We start from the raw sequence: 21,240 nt of genomic DNA, 5'->3' as shown, positions 1-21,240 counted from the left end.
GTGCAGGCGGTGCCAAGCCGCCGCTCAGTCCTCGCGGTCGTCCAGACCGCCGCCTTCGTGGACCGGCCGCCAGCTTTGGGCCAGCACGTCGGCCAGCATCTCGCCGGTCAGCGGCTTGCGCAGGAAGCCGTCGAAACCGGCCGCGCGCGCCGCCGGCTCGGCCTCGGCATCGGCGCGCGCGGTGACCGCAACCAGCGGACGGTCGAAGCCTTGGGCGCGCAACATGCCGGCCAGGGTCAGGCCGTCGATGCCCGGCAGATCCAGATCGAGTAGCGCGATGTCGAATGTCTGGGTCCGCACTTCGGTCAGCGCAGCGAGTCCATGCATCGCATGCGCGACCTGGTGGCCCTGCGCCTCGAGCAGCCCCCGGATCACGTCGGCCACGGTCTGGTCGTCCTCGACCAGCAACACCACCAGTCCGACCGCCGCGGTGATGCGCTCGTGGCCCTCGAAGCGCGTGCGCCGCGGCGGGGTGGCGACCTCGGCCAATGGCAGCACGACCGTGAACCGGGTGCCCGCGCCAAGGGTGCTCTCGACGTCGATCCGGCCGCCCATCGCCAGCGACAGTTCCTGGCTGATCGCCAGCCCCAGGCCACTGCCGCCGTAGCGCGCGGCGGTGCGTGCGCCGTCGGCCTGCTCGAAACGCCGGAACAGCCGCTGGCATTGCTCGGCGCTGAGCCCGGGGCCGGTGTCGCTGATCTGGAAACACAGGCCTTCGGGCGGACGCGCGATCCGCAATCCGACCCGCCCGTCGTCGGTGAACTTGATTGCATTGCCGATCAGGTTCAACAGGATCTGCCGCACCCGCACCGCGTCGCCATGCACCCAGGCCGGCACGCCCTCGTCGAAGGCGACATCGAAGCCCAGCGCCTTGTGCCGGGCCATCGGCGCGGACAGCGAGACGATGTCCTCGATCAATGCGCGCAGCTCGAACGGCTGCGGATCGAGCTCGAGCTTGCCGGCCTCGATCCGCGCCAGATCCAGTGCATCGTTGACCAGGCGCATCAGGTGGTCGCCGGCGCGGCGGATGGATTCGGTGTAGCTGCGCTGCCGGGCGTCGAGCGGGGTGTCGAGCAGCAGCTCGCTCATGCCCAGCACGCCAGTCATCGGTGTGCGGACCTCATGGCCGAGCGTGGCCAGGAAGCGGCTCTTGGCCAGCGACGCCTGCTCGGCAAGTTCGCGCTGGCGCCCGGCCAACTGCAGTTCCGCGCGCCGCCGCACGCGCCGGCGGTAGATCGACGCGCCCCACAGCGCGACCAGTCCCATGGCGCAGATCAGCAGCGTGAGTGCCCACCAGGTCTGCCACCACGGCGGCAACACCCGGAATCGCAGTTCCTGCATCGGCGCGGCATTGCCGTAGGCGTCGCTGGCGCGGATGCGCAGCACATAGTTGCCGGGCCGCAGGCCCGAGAACACCCGGTCGCCATTGGCGCCCTGGTCGACCCAGCCGGTGTCCAGGCCCTGGAGCCAGGTCCAGTAATGGTTCGATCCCGGATCGTCATAGGCCAGCAGCCGGGCCGAGACGCGCAGCTCGCGGTCGTCGGGGAACAGTTCGGGATGGGCGCCTTCGAGCGGTTGCCACAGCCCGTCGCGGCGCACGTCCAGGCCGAGAACGCGCAGCTTCGGTTCCTCGACCCGACCGGTCTCCTCCGACGCGGTGTTGATGATGGCCACCGAGTCGACCGCGGTGCCGGCAGCGAGCAGGCCGCTGCTGCTCACCGCGATCGAGCGGAACAGCATTTCCTGCGACGACAGGCCGTGCTCGCTGCCATAGCGGCGCATGCGCCGGGCCTGCGGATCCCAGCGGTAGAGACCACGCCGGGTGGAGACCCAGACCCGTCCGCGCACGTCGACCGCCAGCCCCATCGGCATCACCGACGGCAGCCCCTCGCGCGTGCCGATCCGCTCCTGCCGCGCCCAGGTGTCGTCCTCGAGGCGCCAGCGCTCCAGGCCGTCGCGCCCGGCCGCCCAGACCGTGTCTTCGCCCTGCACGGCGACCGCGTAATAGGGCTGCTCGCCGCTGACGATCACGAACCGACCAGCCTGCGGGTCGAAGTAGCCCAGCCCCGGCACCGAAGCCGCCCAGGCGGTGTTGTCGGGTGCGACGTCGAAGCCGTAGACGCCCTCATGGACCAAGGGATCATCGCCGGCTTGCCACAGCATGCGGCCGGTGTCGCCATCGCGGTGCTCGACCCCATAGCCGCCCATGCTGCCGGTCCACAGCGTGCCGTCAGGCGCAGCGCGCACGATGTTGTAGCCCACGCCGTGCGCGACCGAGGTGCCCGGCTCGCCTTCCCACTCGCTCAGCGTACCGTCGCGTCCGTGCCGGAACAGGCCGCCGACATGGCCGATCCACAGCACGCCGCTGCGCGTCTCGGCCATGCCAAGGATGCGCTGGTTGGCCAGGCGCGCGCGCGCCTCCCCATCGAGCCGGGAGACCTGCAGCGCCTGGTCCACATGCTCGACGACGCCGGTTTCCGATCCTAGCCACAGACCGCCGTCGTTGGCCGGTGCGATCGTCGCGTAGCCGTGGCCCTGCAGCCCGCGTTCGCCGCGCACCAGCTCGGCCACATGCCGCCAGTCCGATCGCAAAAAGCCGACGCCCTCGCCCGGCGCCGATGCCCACAGCGCGCCGTCGGGCTGCAGGAACATCGCTCGGGCCGGGAACGGCCGCGATGCGTCCCGGCCGACCGGCACCGGGGTCGGGATGCCGTCCTCAGACAATCGCCACAGGCCGCGCCGGGTGCCCAGCCAATAGCCGCCACGCGGATCGGCAAGCATCGACAGCACGCTATTGGGCCGGGCGAACATGCCCGACCACGGGCGCCAGTGCCACTGGCCGTCGCGCATGCGCACGAACAGCCCGCGCGCGCTCGAGGCCCAGACTTCGTCGCCCATCGCCTGCACGTCGGTGACCGTCAGCGGCATATCGCCGCCGGGCAACGGCTCGCGCCAGACACGGCGGCCGTCGTAGCGGGCCAGGCCCGCCATCGTCGCGATCCACAGCATGCCGTCGTTGTCGAACGACAGGCTGACCACGTTGTCACTGGGCAGCGTGCGCGGGTCGTTGGGATCGTGGCGCAGATGCACAAAGCTGCCGTCGGCGCGCAGGCCGTAGACCCCGTCGGTGCCCAGGCCCATCCAGATCTCGCCCGGCCGGCTGGCGAAATCCCAGACATCACCGAGCCGCGCTTCTGGATGCGCGTCGATCCGATAAGGCCGGAAACCTGCCGAGCGATCACGGTCCATCACCGCGACACCGCCTTCCTGGGCCGCGACCCAGACGCGGTCCTCGTGGTCGACATGCAGCGCCTGCAGATTGTTGCCGGGGAAGGCATCCGCCGCTTCTGGATCGTGCTGCCAGACCATGAATCCGGCGCCGTCGTAGCGGGCCAGACCGTCGGCGGTCGCGATCCAGACGAAACCGTCGCTGTCCTGGGCGATGCCGGTGACATCGGACGTGGGCAGGCCATCGGCGACGCCGAGCACCCGCAACCGCGGCATCTCCGGCGTCGCGGCCAGCACACCGCAGGCGAACGTCCAGATCAGCGCCAGAGCGGCAACACGCTTCCACATGGGCCCGACATCCCTTTCCCCGCGGCCTTGCCCGCAACGCGCGATGCTCGCAACGCATCGTCCCGGATGCAAGCGCCACCGCGGCTGCGCGACCATGCGATTCGTGCCTAGAATCCCCGCATGCCGCCCGCGGCGACCGGAACTTAAGACGATGCGACTGCCGCGGCGCCTGTTCGTCCCCTGCCTGCTGCTGGCACTGGCCTGCGCGCCTGTGGCCGCGCGACCGGCGCAGTACGCGCTCGATCCGGTGCACACCCGGGTGATGCTCGACATCGAACACGCCGGCCTATCGAAGGCGATCGGCACGGTGTCGGGCAGCCAGGGCACGCTGGTCTTCGATCCCACGGACTGGTCGAGCGCGCGGGTCGAGGTCTCGGTGCCGCTCGAGCGCATCGACTTCGGCGACGACCGTTGGAACCGCGCGGTCCGCGCGCGCAATCTGCTCGATACCGAGCGCCATCCCTCCGCCACCTTCGTCTCCAACCGTATCGAGCCTCGCGATGCCACGCATGCGATCGTCCACGGCACGCTGACGCTGCACGGCGTGTCGCGCGAGGTCGCGCTCGATGCGACGTTCAACGCCGCACGCCGCCACCCGATGCCGCCGTTCAGGCGCATGGTCGGATTCTCGGCCACCGCGCAGCTGTCGCGGGCGGACTTCGGCATCGACGCCTGGCCGTCGATGATCGGCGACACGGTCGGCCTGCGCATCGAACTCGAAGCGGTGCGCGAGCGCGGCACGGGCCGCGACGATGCGGGCGATGCCGACGACACAGCGGTCGGCACCGACACACCCGGAGACGAGACACCATGACGCTGAAGAATGTCGAGCGCTGGGGCGCGGTGAGCCAACTGCTGCATTGGACCGTCGTGGTGCTGATCTTGGCGGTCGGCATCATCGGCCTGACGATGGGCGACATGCGGCCCAGCCCGACCAAGGTCCAGGTCTACGCCCTGCACAAGTCGCTGGGCCTGACGATTCTCGCGCTCGCGGCGCTGCGGCTGGCCTGGCGGCTGTTCGCCGGCGCGCCGCGCCCGGTGCCCGGCACCCCGCGCTGGCAGGACCGCATCGCCACGCTCACGCACTGGCTGCTGTATGCACTGCTGCTGGCGATCCCGCTCAGCGGCTGGACCTTCAATTCGGCCGCCGGCTACCCGCTGCAGTGGTTTGGCCTGTTCAATCTGCCGGCGCTGGTCGCGCGCGACCCGGATCTGCGCGGCCTGGCCGGCCAGGCGCACGAATGGCTGTTCTGGACGCTGGTGGCGTTGGCGCTGCTGCATGCGGCCGCGGCGCTGTACCACCACCTGTTCCTGCGCGATGCCACGCTGGCACGGATGCTGCCACGCGGCTGGTTGCGCCCTGCCCCCCCACCCTCACTCCAGGACTGACCGATGCCCCACGCCCCCCGCTTCCTGTTCGCGGCCGCGCTCGCCGTCGCGATGCCGCTCACCGCCTCCGCTGCCGATTACGTGCAGGCCGCCGGCTCGTCGCTGGCCTTCGCCGGCAAGTACCAGGGCGAGGTGTTCACCGGCACGTTTCCCGACTTCCGCACCACGCTCGCATTCGACCCGACCGACCTGAGCGGCGCCAGGCTGGAAGTGGCAATCCCGATCGCGACCGCGACCACCCGCAACGACGACTATGACGGCGAGATGCGCGGCGCGGCGTTCTTCGACGCCGCCCGCTTCGCCCAGGCCACCTATACCGCGACCCGGTTCCGCGACCTCGGCGACGGACGCTACGCGGCCGACGGCGAGCTCGCGCTGCGCGGCGTGCGCAAGCCGGTCACGTTGACCTTCACCTGGACCCCAGGCCCGCGTCCGCTGCTGTCGGGCAGGGCGACAGTGCGTCGCCTGGATTTCGGCGTCGGCGGCGGCGAATGGGCCGACACCGGCACGATCCCCGACGAGATCGCGGTCGCCACGCGGGTGTATCTCAAGCCTGCGAACTGACGTCGCTGTCGGCGGGTCAGGCCAGCAGCCGCCGCACCGCGTCGGCGTCGAACGGCCAGTCCAGTTCGACGTCGCGCCCGGCATCGCGGAGCACCGGCACACGGCAGCCGTAGCGCACCTCGAGCGCGGCGTCGTCATCGATGAAGACACTGTCGAACGCAGGCGCGCGCGCCTGCGCCAGCACCTCGAGCGCGAGGTCGCACAGATGGCAGTCGTCGCGCTGGTACAGGATCAGGGCCGGGGGCGTCATGCGGCGTCGCGTCAGGCATGGAACAGGGGGCGGGCCGTAGAATAGCGCGATGGCAGTCAGCACCTTCGACCTCTACAAGATCGGCATCGGGCCGAGTTCCTCGCATACCGTCGGGCCGATGCGCGCCGGTGCCCGCTTCGTTGCGCGCTGGCTCACCGAGCCCGGGCGCCTGCACGAGGTCGTGCGCGTCCGCGCGGAGGTCTTTGGTTCGCTGGCGCTGACCGGCCGCGGCCACGGCACCGACAAGGCGCTGATGATGGGTCTGGAAGGGCACATGCCCAACCGCATCGACCCGGACATCATTCCCGATGCGCTGGCGCGTATCCGCGGCGAGCGCCGGCTGCGGCTGGGCGGCACCCACGAGATCGGCTTCGACGAAAAGCGCGACCTGGTGATGAACAAGCGGCAGAAGCTGCCGTTCCACACCAACGGCATGCGCTTCACCGCCTATGACGCCGACGATGCGGTGGTCGCCACACGCGACTACTACTCGGTCGGCGGCGGCTTCGTCGTCAACCAGGACGAGGCGGCCGAGGACCGCATCGTCGCCGACACCACCCAGGTGCCCTATCCGTTCGCCAGCGGCGACGAGCTGATCCGCCAGGCGCAGGACAGCGGACTGGGCATCGCTGGGCTGATGCTGGAGAACGAAAAGGTCTGGCGCAGCGAGTCCGAGATCCTCGGCGGCCTGCGCGAACTGTGGGCGGCGATGCAGTCGTGCGTTGCGCGCGGCATCCGCGAGGGCGGCACGCTGCCCGGCGGCCTGCACGTCACCCGCCGCGCCCCGGCGCTGCATGCCGAGCTCGCCGCCAAGCCCGAAGCGGCGATGCGCGATCCGCTGACCGTGCTCGACTGGGTCAACCTCTACGCACTCGCGGTCAACGAGGAAAACGCCGCCGGCGGCCGTGTGGTCACCGCACCGACCAACGGCGCGGCCGGCATTCTGCCGGCGGTGCTGCACTACTACGACCGGTTCATTCCCAACGCCAACGAGCAGGGCGTGTTCGACTTCCTGCTGACCGCAGCGGCCGTGGGCATCCTCTACAAGGAAAACGCCTCGATCTCCGGCGCCGAGGTCGGCTGCCAAGGCGAGGTCGGCGTGGCCTGCTCGATGGCGGCCGCCGGGCTGACGGCTGCGCTCGGCGGCACGCCAAGCCAGATCGAGAACGCCGCCGAGATCGGCATGGAGCACAACCTGGGCCTGACCTGCGATCCGATCGGCGGCCTGGTGCAGATCCCGTGCATCGAGCGCAACGCGATGGGCGCGGTCAAGGCGATCAACGCCTCGCGCATGGCCTTCCGCGGCGACGGCAAGCACAAGGTCAGCCTCGACAAGGTCATCCGCACGATGCGCGAGACCGGCCGCGACATGCGCGACAAGTACAAGGAAACCTCGCGCGGCGGCCTGGCGGTGAACGTCATCGAGTGCTGAGCCGCCTGCGCGGCGCCTCGCCTACCGCAAACGGAAACGGCGCGCCGCAGTCGCGGCACGCCGTTTTAGGAGACGCGTGGATCAGGCGCGGATCGACAGCGTCAGGCTGAACTGCCACGGCACCGGCTGGGCGGTCGGCTCGGGATCGCGGTTGGGATTGTCGCTGCCCAGCGACAGCCCGCCGTTGAAGCCGATCGACATCAGGCCGGTGAAGAACGAGAAGATCTCGGCGAAGTGGGCCAGGAAGTCCGGGCCGCCGTTCTTCAGTTCGTCGGTGGCATTGATGAAGGCCTGGTCGACATTCTGGATGTTGCCGTTCTGGTCGACGGCGATGAAGCCGCTGCCGTTCTCGTTCTCCAGCAGCACGTTGCCGTCGCGCACGGCGGCATCGAGCAGACGGCCGCCGCCTGCGAACTCCTGGAACGCCAGGTCGCCATAGGTGTTGCTGTCGACACCGGAGATCTGCACGCCGTAGTCGCCGTCGGTGATCGTCACGACCGAGGCCACCGTCGCACCATTGCCGCCCTGCTCCCACGGCGTGGTCTCGATGGTGACCTTGGTCCCGTCGTCGAGCAGGAAGGTGGTCTGGCCCCAGAAGTCGAAGGCGTGCTTGCCGTCGATCTCGACGTGGGGATCGCCCCAGATGCGGTAGTTCTCGCCGGTGTTCTTGTTGAACACCACCACCTCGTCGTTGTCGCCGGCGGTGATGCGGTAGTTATCGTTCTCGAACTGCACCCGCCCGTCGGATGTGCGCTGGGTGCTGGCCGAGCTCTGCACCGACGGCAACTGGCCGCTGACGCTCAGCGAGACGGACATGCTCAAGGAAGATGTATTGGACATGATGGAGACCCCGTGATCGACATGGAAACTGAATGACGCCATTTCAGCGCGCCGTTCAGCTTCCTGCCATCGGGGTGCACCCGATCTAGGGTTTGCCCCAGGCTTGAGCGGGTCAGGGTCGCGCGCAGGCCAGGACGTCGTCGAGCAATGCTGCTGCTGTCACTTCCGCACCGGCCCCGGGGCCCTGGATCACGAGCGGCTGTTCGCGATAGCGATCGCTGTGGATCGCAACCCGGTTGTCGGTTCCGCCGCCGGCGCACAGCGGGTGATGCGCCGGCAATGCACGCAGACCGACGCTGGCGCCGCCGAGCGCATCGAAACGTCCCACCACGCACAACCGCAATCCTTCCGCGGACGCTGCGGCCCAGCGCGCGGCGAGCGCGGTGTCGAGCTCGGCGAACCCGCCCTCGAGCGCCCCAACCTCGCGTGCGGCCAATGCCGGCGGCACCAGCGATTCGACTGCGACCTGATGCGCCGACAGCGGCAGCCCCGCCGCCCGCGCCAGGATCAACAGCTTGCGGCGCACGTCCTCGCCTGACAGATCGATGCGCGGATCGGGCTCGGTGAAGCCGGCAGCGCGGGCCTCCTGCACGAGAGTCGAAAACGGCTGGCTGCCGTCGAACCGGGCGAACAACCAGGCCAGCGATCCCGACAACACCCCTTCGACCGCGTGGATGCGGTCGCCGCCGGCGACCAGCGCGCGCAGGCTGCGCAGCAACGGCAATCCCGCACCGACCGTGGCGCTGTCGCCATAGCGGCCGCCACCTTCGCTGCCGGCCGCCTCGGCGATCGCTTGCGCCCGGCCGAGTTCGCCGCCGGTACCGAGCTTGTTGGCGGTGACCACGTGGACTCCGCGCGCGAGCCACTCGGGATGCCAGTCGGCGACGGTCTCGCTGGCGGTCGCATCGACGACGATGTCGCCCGGCCGCGGACTCTCGCCCTCGGCCCAGGGCGGAAAGCCGTTGCGTCGGGTCGCCGCGACACGCGCCTGTTCGAGCACCGCCACCGGATCGTCGCCGCAGGCGATCTGCGTGCGCGAATTGCAGATCCGCGCCAAGGCCGGCAGCGCCAGGCCCTGCGCGGCCAGCCGCTGGTAGCGCGCGACGAAGGCACTGCCGACAGTACCGGTGCCCAGCAACGCGAGCCGAGCGGGCTGCGGTTGCGTCCGGCGCGCACGGCGCAAGGCGACGACCGTGCTCATGCGTCGGCTCCGGCGCGGATTGCCGGCGCCTGGTCGGCGACCGTGGCCGCTCGCGCCAGCGCTGCCTGCAGGTCGGTAAGCAGGTCGTCGAGCGCCTCGATGCCGACCGACAGCCGCAGCAGACCTTCGGAAATGCCGGCCGCCTCGCGCGCCTGCGCGCTCATCGCGGCATGGGTCATCGTCGCTGGATGCGCGACCAGGCTCTCGACGCCGCCCAGCGACTCGGCCAGCGTGAAGTACTGCAGGCCCTCGACGAACGCACGCACCGCCGCGCGCGGATCGGGACCCGACAGCTCGAACGACAGCATCGCGCCGAATCCCGACTGCTGGCGCGCGGCGACCGCGTGCCCGGGGTGCGAGGCCAGGCCCGGGTGATGCACCTTCGCCACGATCGGATGCGCATCCAGCAGCGCGACGATGCCAGCGGTGTTCTCCTGGTGCACGCGCAGCCGCGCATCGAGCGTGCGCAGCCCGCGCAGGGTCAGGAAGCTGTCGAACGGCGAGCCGGTGATGCCCAGCGCATTCGCCCACCACGCCAGTTGCGCGTGCACCTCGGCATGGCGCGCGACGACCGCGCCGCCGACGACATCGCTGTGGCCGTTGATGTACTTGGTCGTCGAGTGCAGCACCACGTCGGCGCCGAACGCGATCGGCCGCTGCAGCGCAGGCGACAGGAAGGTGTTGTCGACCACCGTCAGCGCACCGGCGCGCTGCGCGGCCTCGATGACGAAACGCAGGTCGGTGATGCGTAGCAAGGGATTGGAGGGGGTCTCGATCAGCACCAGCTTCGGCCCGCAGGCCAGCGCCTCGGCCAGCGCGCGCGGGTCGGTGAGATCGGCGGTGACCAGCTCGAAATGCCCCTTGCGTGCCAGCGCATCGAACAGCCGCCAACTGCCGCCGTAGGCGTCATGCGGCACCACCAGCCGGTCGCCGGGCTGCAGCAGCGCGTTGAGCACCAGCGTGATCGCGGCCATGCCGGTCGACGTGACCACCGCGCCGGCACCGCCTTCGAGCGCGGCCAGCGCCTCGCCGAGCAGGTCGCGGGTGGGATTGCCACTGCGCGTGTAGTCGTACTCGCGCTTGCGCTCGAAGCCCTCGAAGCTGAAGTTGCTCGACAGCACGATCGGAGGGGTCACCGCGCCGTAGGCCGGATCGCGGTCGATGCCGGCGCGCACCGCACGCGTGCTGGGGCGGCACGCGGCCGGATCGAAGGACGGGCTCTGGATGCTCATGCGGGATCTCCGTGGTCGGTGTCGCGCAGTGCGACGGCCAGGATGGCGTCGATGCGATCGGTTTCCTTGAGGAAGGCGTCGTGGCCGTAGGGCGAGCGCAGCACGCGCAGCCGGCCGTTCGGTCCGAGGCCCTCGAGCAGCGTCACCGCGTCGGCCAGCGGCACCAACCGGTCGCCCTCGACGGCGACGACGGTGGTAGGCACCCGGACCTGGGTCGGCTCGATCCGGTGCAGGTCGATCGATTCGGATAGCCGCAGCCACGCGGCAACCGGCGTGCGCGCGACATAGCGCGCGCCCGCGGCGTCGAGATAGTCCTCGGCGGCGACACGCACACGGCCGTTGACGACTTCGGGTGCGGCGTCGAAGCGCTCTGCGAATTCTTCAGGGGTGCGATAGCTGAGCATCGCGAATTGCCGGGCCAGCGACAGGCCTTGCGCATCGGCGCACTGCAGCTGGCCCAGTGCGACGGTCTGGCGCTGCAGCGCACGCCACGCCGCGGCGTAGGGATGCGCGCGATGCGCGCCGCTGACCGCGACCAGCCGCCGCAGCCGGCCGCCGTGGCGCACCGCGAACTGCAGCCCGACCAGCGCACCGTAGGAGTAGCCGACGAAGGCGTGCAGCACCGGGATGTCGAGCGCGTCGAGCAGCGCGGCGACCGCATCGGCCTGGTCGGTGGTGTCGATCGGGGCATCGAGTGCGCCGTCGGCGCCGATGAAATCGAAGGCCAGCACCTGCACGCAGGCAGGGTCCAGCGCACGGCCCGCACCAAGCAGCGCCTCGGACCAGCCCGGCTCGGGATACGAGGTACTCGAGGCGACATGACGGTGCGCGGAGATCCCGCCGGCTACGAACACCACCGGCGCACCTGGCGTGCCGCGCAGTTCATAGCGCAGACCGACGTGGCGCAAACCGGCGTGGCGCATCGGCAGCGCGACATCGATGCGGCCGCGCAGAGCGCGGTCTCCGGTCGCGGCGTTCGATGGCGACGTGGGCACGAACGCCGGATCGGGGCCGGCGTCGGAATGGCGGGGCGCGGTGTCGACAAGACTCATGGCGATGTCCAGATGGGAACGGACCATCGCGTCTTGCGGGGGGATGCCGGAAGCCGCCGACTCGGCGGATGCATCGCCTCGATGCCGAAGCGACGCATGACCATCTTCCGGTGGACGCACAGGTCCCCGCAGGACTTGGCACCGCGACGGGGCCCACGCGACGCGTGGATCCCATCAGGTTGCCCCGGCATCAAAGGGCCTGTCCCTCCGCCGGTCTCGATGGATGTCACGCAGGTTGCCAGCCCCTGCACGCCATGTCAATCGCTTCATCCGGATGCAGCGATGGAATTCACGGCAGGCGATCGCAGGATCCGACGCCTTGCCGCCGATACAGCCGAGGCCACGGTGCAGCGAGGCATCGGCGACCGGCGAGCGCCCGGCATAATCGCGCGCATGCGCCGCCCGTCCCTTTCCGACCCGGCCCCACGCGCCAGACGCCTCGGCCCGGTCATCGATGCCGTGCTTGCAGGCAGCCTCGTCGGCGCGGCGCTCGCGCTGCCCCTCGTCGTCTCGGCCCAGACGCCGTCCAGCGCCGCCTGGCCGGCGCCGTCTTCCGCGCCCCCGCAGGGGTCGCCGGCGACAGCCTCGCCAGCGGTCCGACTGCACCGGCAACCCGCCGCGGGGCGCGTGGGCATCGTCGCGGAGAACACCCTGGCCGGTCCGGTGGAAGTGCTGCTGACCGCCGACGGCGCGACACCGGGCAGCGACCCGCCATTGCCAGCCCGCGCGACCGTTCCGGCCCATGGCCGCACGCTCGTTGCCTGGCTGCCCGATGCCGCCGACGGCGCGGTCGACCTCACGCTGCGGGCCGTGCCCGGCCATCCCAGCGCTCGCCCGCGCGATGTCGAGTACGCCTACCCGCTGCGCGGCGCGCCGCTGCGGATCGCCCAGGGCTTCGGCGGCGGCTTCAGCCATCACGATCCTGAGCACGCCTACGCCGTGGACTTCGCGGTCGACGCAGGCACGCCGGTGCTGGCCGCACGCGACGGCACGGTCATGCAGGTCGAGGCCGGGATTTCGGGCAGCACGCGCCTCGTCGCGGCGCACGACGACCCGGCCCGCGCGAACTTCGTGCGGGTGCTGCACGACGACGGCACGATGGCGCTGTATGCGCACCTACAACGCGGCGGCGTGATCGTCGCTCCGGACGAACACGTGCGCCGCGGCCAGATCCTTGGCTTTTCCGGCAACACTGGCGCCAGTACCGGGCCGCACCTGCATTTCGCGGTCCAGGCCAACCGCGGCCTGCGCCTGGAATCGCTGCCGTTCCGCATGTTCGGCCCCGGCGGGGTCCTGCGCTTCGCCCAGCCCGCACCGGACTAAGCCGACCCGCCGCGTATAATCGCCGGCTTCCCGAAGCCTCGAGACCGCACGCGCGCGCGTGCGCCGCCTGCATGCCCGACGTCGCCACCGAAGCCGCCCGCCGCCGTACCTTCGCGATCATCTCGCACCCGGACGCCGGCAAGACCACCCTCACCGAGAAGCTGCTGCTGTTCGGCGGCGCGATCCAGATGGCCGGCTCGGTCAAAGGGCGCAAGGCCGCCCGTCACGCGACGTCCGACTGGATGGCGCTGGAGAAGGAGCGCGGCATCTCGGTTACCAGCTCGGTGATGCAGTTCCCCTACGAGGGCCGCATCGTCAACCTGCTCGACACGCCCGGCCACGCCGACTTCGGCGAGGACACCTATCGCGTACTGACCGCGGTCGACTCGGCGCTGATGGTCATCGACGTCGCCAAGGGCGTCGAGGAGCGCACGATCAAGCTGATGGAGGTGTGCCGCATGCGCGACACGCCGATCATGACCTTCGTCAACAAGCTCGACCGCGAGGGCAAGGACCCGGTCGACCTGCTCGACGAAGTCGAGCGCGTGCTGGGCATCCAGTGCGCGCCGGTGACTTGGCCGATCGGCATGGGCCAGCGCCTGAAGGGTGTCGTGCACCTGCTCACCGGCGAAGTGCATCTCTACGAGCAAGGCCGCAACTTCACCCGCCAGGACTCGACGATTTTCCCCTCGCTGGACGCGCCCGGCCTGGCCGAGCGGATCGGCCCGGCGATGCTGGCCGACCTGCGCGACGAACTGGAGCTGGTGCAGGGCGCCAGCCATCCGTTCGACCTCGAGGCCTACCGCGCAGGCCGGCAGACGCCGGTGTTCTTCGGCTCGGGCGTCAACAACTTCGGCGTCCAGCCGCTGCTCGATTTCTTCGTCGAACACGCACCGCCGCCGCAACCGCGCGCCACGACCACGCGCACCGTGGCGCCGCAGGAAAACAAGCTGACCGGCTTCGTGTTCAAGATCCAGGCCAACATGGATCCGCAGCATCGCGACCGGGTCGCGTTCATGCGCGTGTGCTCGGGCCGGTTTGCCGCCGGCATGAAGGCCTTCCACCCGCGCAGCGGCAAGGAGCTCAAGCTCGCCAACGCGCTGACCTTCATGGCCAGCGACCGCGAGATCGCCGCCGAGGCCTACCCGGGCGATGTGATCGGCATCCACAACCACGGCACGATCTCGATCGGTGACACCTTCACCGAAGGCGAGCCGATCGCCTTCACCGGCATTCCCAACTTCGCGCCCGAACTGTTCCGCCGCGCGCGCCTGCGCGACCCGCTCAAGCTCAAGCAGTTGCAGAAGGGCCTGGCGCAGCTCAGCGAGGAAGGCGCGACCCAGTTCTTCAAGCCGCTGATGAGCAACGACCTGATCCTGGGCGCGGTCGGCGTGCTGCAGTTCGACGTGGTCGCCTACCGGCTCAAGGACGAATACGGCGTGGACGCGATCTTCGAACCGGTGCAGGTCTCGACCGCGCGCTGGATCCGCTGCGCGGACGCCAAGAAGCTCGAGGACTTCCGCGACAAGCACGCAGGCAATCTCGCGATCGACGCGGCCGATCAGTTGGTCTACCTGGCGCCGACCCGGGTGAACCTGCAACTGGCCGAAGAGCGCGCGCCGGGCGTCGAGTTCCTGGCCACGCGCGAGCATGCGCACGCGATGCCGGCCGCCTGACCGCCGGCTCGACCGGCGCGGTCTGACAGGACCGCGCCGCGGGGGTCATAATCCGACCAGTCCCTCCCCCGTCGGACGCACCAACATGCCCTCCCCTGCCCCGTCCCTGCGCGAGAAGCGCGAGGAATTCGCGAGTGCGCTGACCCACGGCCTCGGTGCGACTGCCGCGCTCGCCGCCGGCGCGGTGTTGATCACGCTCGCCGCGCTGTTCGGCAACGGCTGGCAACTCGGCGCCTCGATCGTCTTCGGCATCACGCTGCTGCTGCTCTATCTGGCCTCCACGCTCTATCACGCCGTCCACCACCCGGTCCTCAAGGGCCGGCTGAAGGTGTTCGACCACTGCGCGATCTACCTGTTGATCGCCGGTACCTACACGCCATTCACGCTGATCGGACTGCGCGGCACATTGGGCTGGTGGTTGTTCGGCACTATCTGGACCCTGGCACTGGCCGGCGTGGTCTTCAAGCTGTTCTACACCGGGCGCTTCCGTGGCCTGTCGACCGCGATCTACGTGGCGATGGGCTGGCTGGTGGTGATCGCGATCGGGCCGGTCGCCGCCGCGCTCGACACCTGGACCTTGAGCTGGATCATCGCCGGCGGCCTGTTCTACACCCTGGGCACGTTCTTCTACATGCGCGAGTCGATCCCTTACGCGCATGCGATCTGGCACCTGTTCTGCATCGCCGGCAGCGTCTGTCACTACGTTGCGGTGCTCGCCCAGGTCGTGCCGGCGCGCTGAAGCCAAGGCGCGCGGTGGCGTCGCATCCGCGGACTGAACACGCCACAACGGATTCACCCGGGCTTGATCGAGCCGGCGGGATGGTGCCTCGCAAACAGGACGCGAGCCGCGATGACCGATCCCACGCCCACTGCCGTACCGCCCCCGCGCTCGCACGCCACGCGCGTGCGCGGCGCATTCTTCGGACATCCGGGGCGCGTCGTGCTGGCAGTGATCGCGGTCCTGGTGCTGCTGCTGATCCTCTTCTGGGACTGGAACTGGTTCAAACGCCCGGTCGAGCGCATCGTCCACGCGCAGACGGGGCGCGTGCTGCAGATCGGCGGCGACCTCGATGTCGACCTGGGCCGGGTGACCACCGTGCGTGCGGATCGCCTGCGCTTCGCCAATGCCGACTGGGCCAAGGACAGGACGATGGCGGCGGCGGACCGGCTGGAACTGCAGGTCGAGGTCTTCCCGCTGCTCCGCGGCCGCATCCGCCTGCCCGAAATCCGCCTGGCACGCCCGGTGCTGCTGCTTGAAACCAACCCGGACGGGAGCGGCGGCAACTGGACGTTCGACATGGGCGATGGCGACGGAGAGCCGATGCAGATCCGCCGCCTCTGGGTCGACGATGGGCGCCTGCGTTTCGTCGACGCACCGAGCAAGACCCGCGTGGACGTGCGCCTGGCCAGCCGGCCCTCGCGCGCGGGGGCCGACGCGGCGCCTGCGATCGCGATCGAGGGCGATGGCCAGTGGAGCGGCAACGGCTTCACGCTTGAAGGCGTGGCCGAGTCTCCGCTCGCGCTGCAGGACGAAGACAAGCCCTACCACCTCGACCTGCGCGCGTCTGCGGGCACGACCCACGCACACGCGCGCGGCAGCCTCACCGCACCGTTCGAGCTGCGCGACTTCGATCTGCAGTTCGCACTGTCGGGGCGCAACCTGGAACATCTGTATCCGCTGGTCGGGGTCGCCCTGCCCGACACCCCGCCTTACGCCCTCGACGGGCGCCTGACCCGCGACGGCCAGACCTGGCACTACGACGGTTTCACCGGCAAGGTCGGCCAGAGCGATCTCGCGGGCTCGGCCGCCTTCACCGTCGGCGGTGAGCGCCCGTTCCTGCAGGCCGACCTGGTGTCCAGACGCCTGGACTTCGACGACCTGGCCGGTTTCATCGGCGGCACGCCCGATAGCGAAGGCGATGCGCCGCTCGATCCCGAGCTCGTCCGGCGCGAACAGGCCCTCTCCGCCCGGGGCAAGGTGATTCCCGATACCCCCTATGAGCTGGGCAAGTTGCGCTCGATGGATGCCGACGTGCGCCTGCGTGCGCAGCGCATCAATGCGCCGAAGCTGCCGATCGACGACATGGACGCCCACCTCAAGCTCGAGGCGGGCCTGCTCCGGCTCGATCCGCTGAACTTCGGCGTCGCCGGCGGCAACATCCGTTCGACCGTGCGCATGGACGCGCGCAAGGACGTCATCGACACCCGGCTCCAGGCCAGCGTCCGCCGGGTCGACCTGGGCGGCCTGTTTCCCGATACCGCCCTCGCCAACCAGGCGGTGGGCAAGATCGGCGGCGATTTCAACCTCGCCGGCACCGGCAACTCGGTGGCCGCAATGCTGGGCAGCGCCAACGGCGATATCGCCGTCGGCATGGGCGCGGGCCGGGTCAGCAACATGCTCGTCGAACTGGCCGGGATCGACATCTACGAGACCCTCAAGTACCTGATCGGCAAGGACAAGCAGATCCCGGTGCGTTGCGCATTCGCCGACTTCGGCGTGCAGAAGGGCGTCATGCAAAGCCGCGCGCTCGCATTCGACACCACCGACACTTTGATCGTCGGCGACGGTCGCATCGATCTCGGTCAGGAGACGCTGGATCTGGAGCTACGCCCGCGTCCCAAGGACCGCAGCATCCTCGCGCTGCGCTCGCCGCTGGTTATCGGTGGCACCTTTGCCGATCCGAGCTTCCGCCCCGACATGGCCCGCCTGGGCCTGCGCGGCGCGGTCGCACTCGCGCTCGGTTCGATCGCCCCGCCTGCCGCGCTGCTGGCGACCCTGGAACTGGGCGGCGGCGAAGACAGCAGCTGCGGCGGTGCCTACGCCAAGTGAGCCTCATCCGCTGTGGCGCAGGTCGACCGGATTGTCGACGGCAGGCCTGGCAGCGCCCGCGGGATGCCAATCGCGCACCAAGTAGAGCGGTCGCTGTTTGGACTCTTCGTACAGCCGGCCCAGGTACTCGCCGATCACGCCCAGCGCCACCAGTTGCACGCCGCCCAGGAACAGGATCACCGCCATCATCGTCGGCCAGCCGGCCACACGATCGCCGAACAGCATCGCCTTGGCGATGACCCATAGGGCGAACGCGAACGCGCCGAACGCGGTGAACACGCCGACGTAGGTCGCCAGCCGCAGTGGCGCGGTCGAAAAACTGGTCACGCCTTCGAGCGCGAAATTCCACAACCGCCAGAAGCCGAATTTCGTGCGCCCGGCCAAGCGCGCATGCCGCTCGTAGGGCAGCGCGACACGATTGAACCCGATCCAGCCGAACAGGCCCTTCATGAATCGATGACGCTCGCGCAACTGGCGCAACGCGGCTAGTGCGCGCGGCGACAGCAGCCGGTAGTCGCCGGTATCGGCCGGCACTGGCGTCTTGGCCAGCCGCTGCATCACCCGATAGAACACGTGCGCGGTGAACTTCTTGATCCACCGCTCCCCTTCTCGGCTGAGCCGAGTGCCGTGGACGTCGTCGTAGCCCTGGCGCCAGAGCGCGACAAAGCGCGGGATCAACTCCGGCGGATCCTGGCCATCGGCATCGAGGATCATCGCCGCGCCCTCCGTGACCAGGTCCAGGCCGGCCGTCAGCGCGACCTCCTTGCCGAAGTTGCGCGACAACCGCAGCAGCGACACGCGCCGATCCCCTGCCGCCAGGCCCTGCAGCACCTCCCAGGTCCCGTCGGTGCTGCCGTCGTCGACATACAACACGCCTGCATCGATCCCGTCGTCGGCGAGCGTCTCCATGACCGCCGCGATCCTGGGGTGTAGCAGCGGTAACGACCGCGCCTCGTCGAAGGCGGCAATGACGATCGTCAGGCGCTCGGCCGACGCGCCGGCGCTCATCGCAGCGTATCCAGATAGGCCTCGCCGCCGATCTGGCGTGCATTGCGTTCGATCCACTGCGCTCGGCGCTGGACATAGGGCCCGGGATGGGCGGCGTTGTAGCGCCGCGGGCTCGGCAGCACCGCCGCCAAGCGGGCACTCTGGGCGCGCGACAGCTGCGCCGCGTCCTTGCCGAAATGCGCACGTGCAGCAGCCTGGGCGCCATAGATCCCGTCACCGAACTCGGCAACGTTCAGATACACCTCCAGGATCCGGGTCTTGGGCCAGAGCAGTTCGATCAGCACCGTGTACCAGGCCTCCAGGCCCTTGCGCACCCAACTGCGCCCGCTCCACAGGAACAGATTCTTCGCCGTCTGCTGGCTGATCGTGCTTGCGCCCCGGGTCGAGCGGCCACGGGCGTTGTGCGCGCGGGCGCGCTCGATCGCCTCGAGATCGAAGCCGCGATGCCGCGCGAAGTTCTGGTCCTCGGCAGCAATCACCGAGACCGCGAGTGACGGCGCGATCCGGTCCAGATCGCGCCACTGGTGATAGAGCGCGAAGTCGCCCTCGCTGCCGGTCCAGGCCTCGATCTGGCGGAGTGCCATGACCGTCGAGAACGGCGGATCGACTACGCGCAGCACCAGGACCTGCAGCACCGTGAACCCGATCGCCAGCACCGGCAGCCACAGCAACCGGCGCAGCCATCGACGCCGACGCGGCGCCACGCCGCGATGTCCAGCGCCTGCTTGCGCAGCGCCGCCCTCGCCCCCATCTTCTCGAACCGACTGCATCATGGCGGCCACTGTATCGGGCACGCCCGATGCCGCCAATCGCCGCTGCTTCCCGACGACCTCATGACCGAAACCTCCGCTCCCGACAGCGACCGGCTGTCCCGCTTCCTGCTCCAGCGCGCCGGCGTGCGCGGCGTCCGCGTGCACCTGACCGAGACTTGGCGCCGGGTCCTGGCCAACGCACGCTACCCCGCCTCGGTCGAAGTCCTGCTGGGCGAGGCCTGTGCTGCCGCCGCGCTGTTCACCGGCCATGCCAAGGTCGACGGCCGGCTGTCGGTGCAACTGCGCGCATCCGGGCCGCTGCGGGCGCTGTTTGCCGAGTGCACCGCGGCCGGCACCATCCGCGGCATTGCGCGGATCGCCGAGGCGGGTGCAGAGACCATCTCACGCGACCTGCGCACGCTGGGCGATGACGCGATCCTGGCGCTGACGATCGAAAACCCCGCACAGGGCCGCGACCCGATGCGGTATCAGGGCTTGGTCGGCCTGCAGTCCGAATCGCTGTCGGGCGCGTTCGAGGACTACTTCCGCCAGTCCGAACAGTTGCCGACCCGCGTGCTGCTTGCAGTCGAGGGCGACCACGCCGCCGGACTGATGCTGCAAAAGCTGCCGGGCGACGAAGGCGACGAGGACGGCTGGAACCGGGCGAGCATCCTGTTTGACACGCTCTCGACCAGCGAATTGCTTCGATGGCCCGTGGAGACGCTGCTGACACGGTTGTTTCCCGACGACGATCCACAGGTGCTCGGAGAACGTCCGTTGGCCTTCGCCTGCTCGTGCTCACGCGAGCGCGTGGAGGCGATGCTGGTCTCGCTGGGCGAAACGGAGGCCCGCGCGGCCGCCGTTGACGGCGAGGCCTCGGTCACCTGCGAGTTCTGCGGTCGTGTCTACCGGTTCTCCGCGGACGAGATCGAGCACTTGCTGGCGGCCCCGGTGGCCAGCGGCGAGGCGTCGGACCGGTTGCAGTAGGGGCCCTGCCGGGACAGTGGCAGGATTGTTAAATAAACATAAACCCTCTAGAGTAGGGTCGGTGAATCTGGGGAACTTCCCGGCAACGATCGGGTCACATCGGCCATGCGACTGTCTTTGACGCCACTGCTGCTCGCCTCGTCCCTCGCGCTCTGCGTGGCGGCGGGTGCGCATGCGCAGGAAAAGCGTAACCAGACCGTGCTGCCGGTCCTCGATACTTCCGGCAAAGTCGAAGCCTTCCTCGTTCTGGAACCGGCCACGCCGCACCAGGCGGGCGGACGCTGGCGCATGGGCGAGAACCGATTCGACGCCGCCTTCGGCCTGGAACCCGGCAGTTCGCTCGCCTTGCTGTGCAGCCCCGGCAGCAGCTTCAACGGTGCAGTCAGCAGCCTGGCGCGCAATTGCCAGCTCGCCTCGCTCGACGACCCGGCCCCCGGTAACCGCCGGGCCACCGCGACCGCCTCCTTCAGCCGACCCGGCGGTGGTGCCGGCGTGACCTTCGGCGAAGGCCGCGACACGCTGCCGGGCTGGCTGACGCCGGCACGTGGTGGCTCCGCAGGCCGGGTCGACGTCCACGACCTGACCGTGTTCGCCAGAAAGAACATTGGCGACGACGCGTACGTCTCGCTGGCCGGGACGCTCGCCAAGGCCACCCTGATCCCGTCGGCGACCGCACCGCCCGACCTCAGCGACCAGTGGACGAGCAGCAGCGTCAGCGTCGGCGGCGGCATCGGGCGCTTCAGCGCCAACATCGTCGGCCAGGTCGTCGACACCCCCGGGCTCCCCAAGTGGGAAGGCCTGGGTGTGGGCGTGAGCTGGCGCACGCCCTGGAGCGGCCAACTCACCGTCGGCGCCGAGAACGTCGTCACCCGCGGAAAGAACCCGTTCTCTCGCATGGCCGACCTGCCCGACGACGACGGCGCCGTGCCGTACATCCGGTACCAGCAGGATCTGTAAGAAGGGCGCCATCGGCGCCCTTTTTTTTGTCTTGATTCCCTCACCCCCGACGCACGTCGAAGCTGAACATAAATTCAGCTTGACCGGCCTCGCATGGCCTCTTCAGGCGATTTCACGCCGCGCAAGCATTTCGTTAACGGACCTTTAATTTTTCTCTCACCCTCGCTAGTA

At 69.7% G+C, this 21,240-nt stretch carries 18 protein-coding genes and 1 riboswitch; of the genes, 10 read left to right on the top strand and 8 right to left on the bottom strand.

Annotated features, from left to right (window positions below; all coding sequences use genetic code 11):
• Positions 1-24: 24 nt before the first annotated feature.
• A complete protein-coding gene (locus tag WAF18_RS05625) occupies positions 25-3,576 on the bottom strand; it encodes an ATP-binding protein (RefSeq protein WP_337244257.1) in 3,552 nt (1,183 codons plus the stop codon).
• Between the two features lie 151 nt (positions 3,577-3,727).
• On the opposite strand from WAF18_RS05625, the gene WAF18_RS05620 reads away from it, so the two are divergent.
• From WAF18_RS05620 to WAF18_RS05610, 3 genes are read left to right on the top strand one after another with little or no spacing between them, the layout of a single operon-like run.
• A complete protein-coding gene (locus WAF18_RS05620; RefSeq protein WP_337244256.1) occupies positions 3,728-4,390 on the top strand; it encodes a YceI family protein in 663 nt (220 codons plus the stop codon).
• Positions 4,387-4,965 (top strand): cytochrome b, encoded by a 579-nt coding sequence (locus WAF18_RS05615; protein ID WP_337244255.1) that lies wholly within the window; start codon positions 4,387-4,389, stop codon positions 4,963-4,965. The genes WAF18_RS05620 and WAF18_RS05615 overlap by 4 nt, the downstream gene beginning before the upstream one ends.
• 3 nt (positions 4,966-4,968) lie before the next feature.
• Positions 4,969-5,529 (top strand): YceI family protein, encoded by a 561-nt coding sequence (locus WAF18_RS05610; protein WP_337244254.1) that lies wholly within the window; start codon positions 4,969-4,971, stop codon positions 5,527-5,529.
• A gap of 16 nt (positions 5,530-5,545) precedes the next feature.
• On the opposite strand, the gene WAF18_RS05605 is transcribed toward WAF18_RS05610, so the two are convergent.
• A complete protein-coding gene (locus WAF18_RS05605) occupies positions 5,546-5,779 on the bottom strand; it encodes a glutaredoxin family protein (RefSeq protein WP_337244253.1) in 234 nt (77 codons plus the stop codon).
• A gap of 49 nt (positions 5,780-5,828) precedes the next feature.
• On the opposite strand from WAF18_RS05605, the gene WAF18_RS05600 reads away from it, so the two are divergent.
• A complete protein-coding gene (locus tag WAF18_RS05600) occupies positions 5,829-7,211 on the top strand; it encodes an L-serine ammonia-lyase (RefSeq protein ID WP_337244252.1) in 1,383 nt (460 codons plus the stop codon).
• A gap of 81 nt (positions 7,212-7,292) precedes the next feature.
• On the opposite strand, the gene WAF18_RS05595 is transcribed toward WAF18_RS05600, so the two are convergent.
• From WAF18_RS05595 to WAF18_RS05580, 4 genes are all read right to left on the bottom strand, one after another.
• Positions 7,293-8,027, bottom strand: a complete 735-nt coding sequence (locus WAF18_RS05595) for a DUF1521 domain-containing protein (protein WP_255493031.1) — start codon at positions 8,025-8,027, stop codon at positions 7,293-7,295.
• A gap of 136 nt (positions 8,028-8,163) precedes the next feature.
• Complete coding sequence (locus WAF18_RS05590; protein ID WP_337244251.1) at positions 8,164-9,252, bottom strand: homoserine dehydrogenase; 1,089 nt, start codon at positions 9,250-9,252, stop codon at positions 8,164-8,166.
• Positions 9,249-10,484, bottom strand: a complete 1,236-nt coding sequence (locus WAF18_RS05585) for an O-succinylhomoserine (thiol)-lyase (protein ID WP_337244250.1) — start codon at positions 10,482-10,484, stop codon at positions 9,249-9,251. The genes WAF18_RS05590 and WAF18_RS05585 overlap by 4 nt, the downstream gene beginning before the upstream one ends.
• Entirely contained in the window at positions 10,481-11,536 is a 1,056-nt protein-coding gene (locus WAF18_RS05580; protein WP_337244249.1) for a homoserine O-succinyltransferase, read from the bottom strand. Before WAF18_RS05580 ends, WAF18_RS05585 begins: the two co-directional genes overlap by 4 nt.
• Positions 11,537-11,633: 97 nt before the next feature.
• Positions 11,634-11,762, bottom strand: a riboswitch (SAM riboswitch).
• A gap of 167 nt (positions 11,763-11,929) precedes the next feature.
• Here WAF18_RS05580 and WAF18_RS05575 point away from each other — a divergent pair.
• The 4 genes from WAF18_RS05575 to WAF18_RS05560 all read left to right on the top strand — a co-directional run bounded on the left by WAF18_RS05575 (position 11,930) and on the right by WAF18_RS05560 (position 17,365).
• The gene (locus WAF18_RS05575) at positions 11,930-12,859 is read left to right on the top strand and encodes a peptidoglycan DD-metalloendopeptidase family protein (RefSeq protein WP_337244248.1); all 930 of its coding nucleotides are present in this window, start codon (positions 11,930-11,932) and stop codon (positions 12,857-12,859) included.
• 71 nt (positions 12,860-12,930) lie between these two features.
• Complete coding sequence (locus tag WAF18_RS05570; protein WP_337244247.1) at positions 12,931-14,535, top strand: peptide chain release factor 3; 1,605 nt, start codon at positions 12,931-12,933, stop codon at positions 14,533-14,535.
• Positions 14,536-14,620: 85 nt separating this feature from the next.
• Positions 14,621-15,274 (top strand): hemolysin III family protein, encoded by a 654-nt coding sequence (locus tag WAF18_RS05565; protein ID WP_337244246.1) that lies wholly within the window; start codon positions 14,621-14,623, stop codon positions 15,272-15,274.
• A 111-nt stretch (positions 15,275-15,385) separates the two neighbouring features.
• Complete coding sequence (locus WAF18_RS05560) at positions 15,386-17,365, top strand: AsmA family protein (protein WP_337244245.1); 1,980 nt, start codon at positions 15,386-15,388, stop codon at positions 17,363-17,365.
• A gap of 3 nt (positions 17,366-17,368) precedes the next feature.
• On the opposite strand, the gene WAF18_RS05555 is transcribed toward WAF18_RS05560, so the two are convergent.
• Together WAF18_RS05555 and mtgA are read right to left on the bottom strand one after the other, a co-directional pair.
• Positions 17,369-18,373, bottom strand: a complete 1,005-nt coding sequence (locus tag WAF18_RS05555; protein ID WP_337244244.1) for a glycosyltransferase family 2 protein — start codon at positions 18,371-18,373, stop codon at positions 17,369-17,371.
• Positions 18,370-19,077 (bottom strand): monofunctional biosynthetic peptidoglycan transglycosylase, encoded by a 708-nt coding sequence (gene mtgA, locus WAF18_RS05550; protein WP_337244243.1) that lies wholly within the window; start codon positions 19,075-19,077, stop codon positions 18,370-18,372. The genes WAF18_RS05555 and mtgA overlap by 4 nt, the downstream gene beginning before the upstream one ends.
• 129 nt (positions 19,078-19,206) lie before the next feature.
• Here mtgA and WAF18_RS05545 point away from each other — a divergent pair, with 129 nt between their 5' ends.
• Positions 19,207-20,112, top strand: coding sequence for an Hsp33 family molecular chaperone HslO (locus WAF18_RS05545; protein ID WP_337244242.1), 906 nt, complete (start codon positions 19,207-19,209; stop codon positions 20,110-20,112).
• A 105-nt stretch (positions 20,113-20,217) separates the two neighbouring features.
• Entirely contained in the window at positions 20,218-21,069 is an 852-nt protein-coding gene (locus WAF18_RS05540; RefSeq protein WP_221187577.1) for a hypothetical protein, read from the top strand.
• The last annotated feature ends 171 nt before the right edge of the window (positions 21,070-21,240 follow it).

The sequence above is a fragment of the Luteimonas sp. gir genome, assembly GCF_037198055.1.
GTDB classification, from domain to species: domain Bacteria; phylum Pseudomonadota; class Gammaproteobacteria; order Xanthomonadales; family Xanthomonadaceae; genus Luteimonas; species Luteimonas citri_A.
This window is presented reverse-complemented; position numbering and strand designations above follow the sequence as displayed.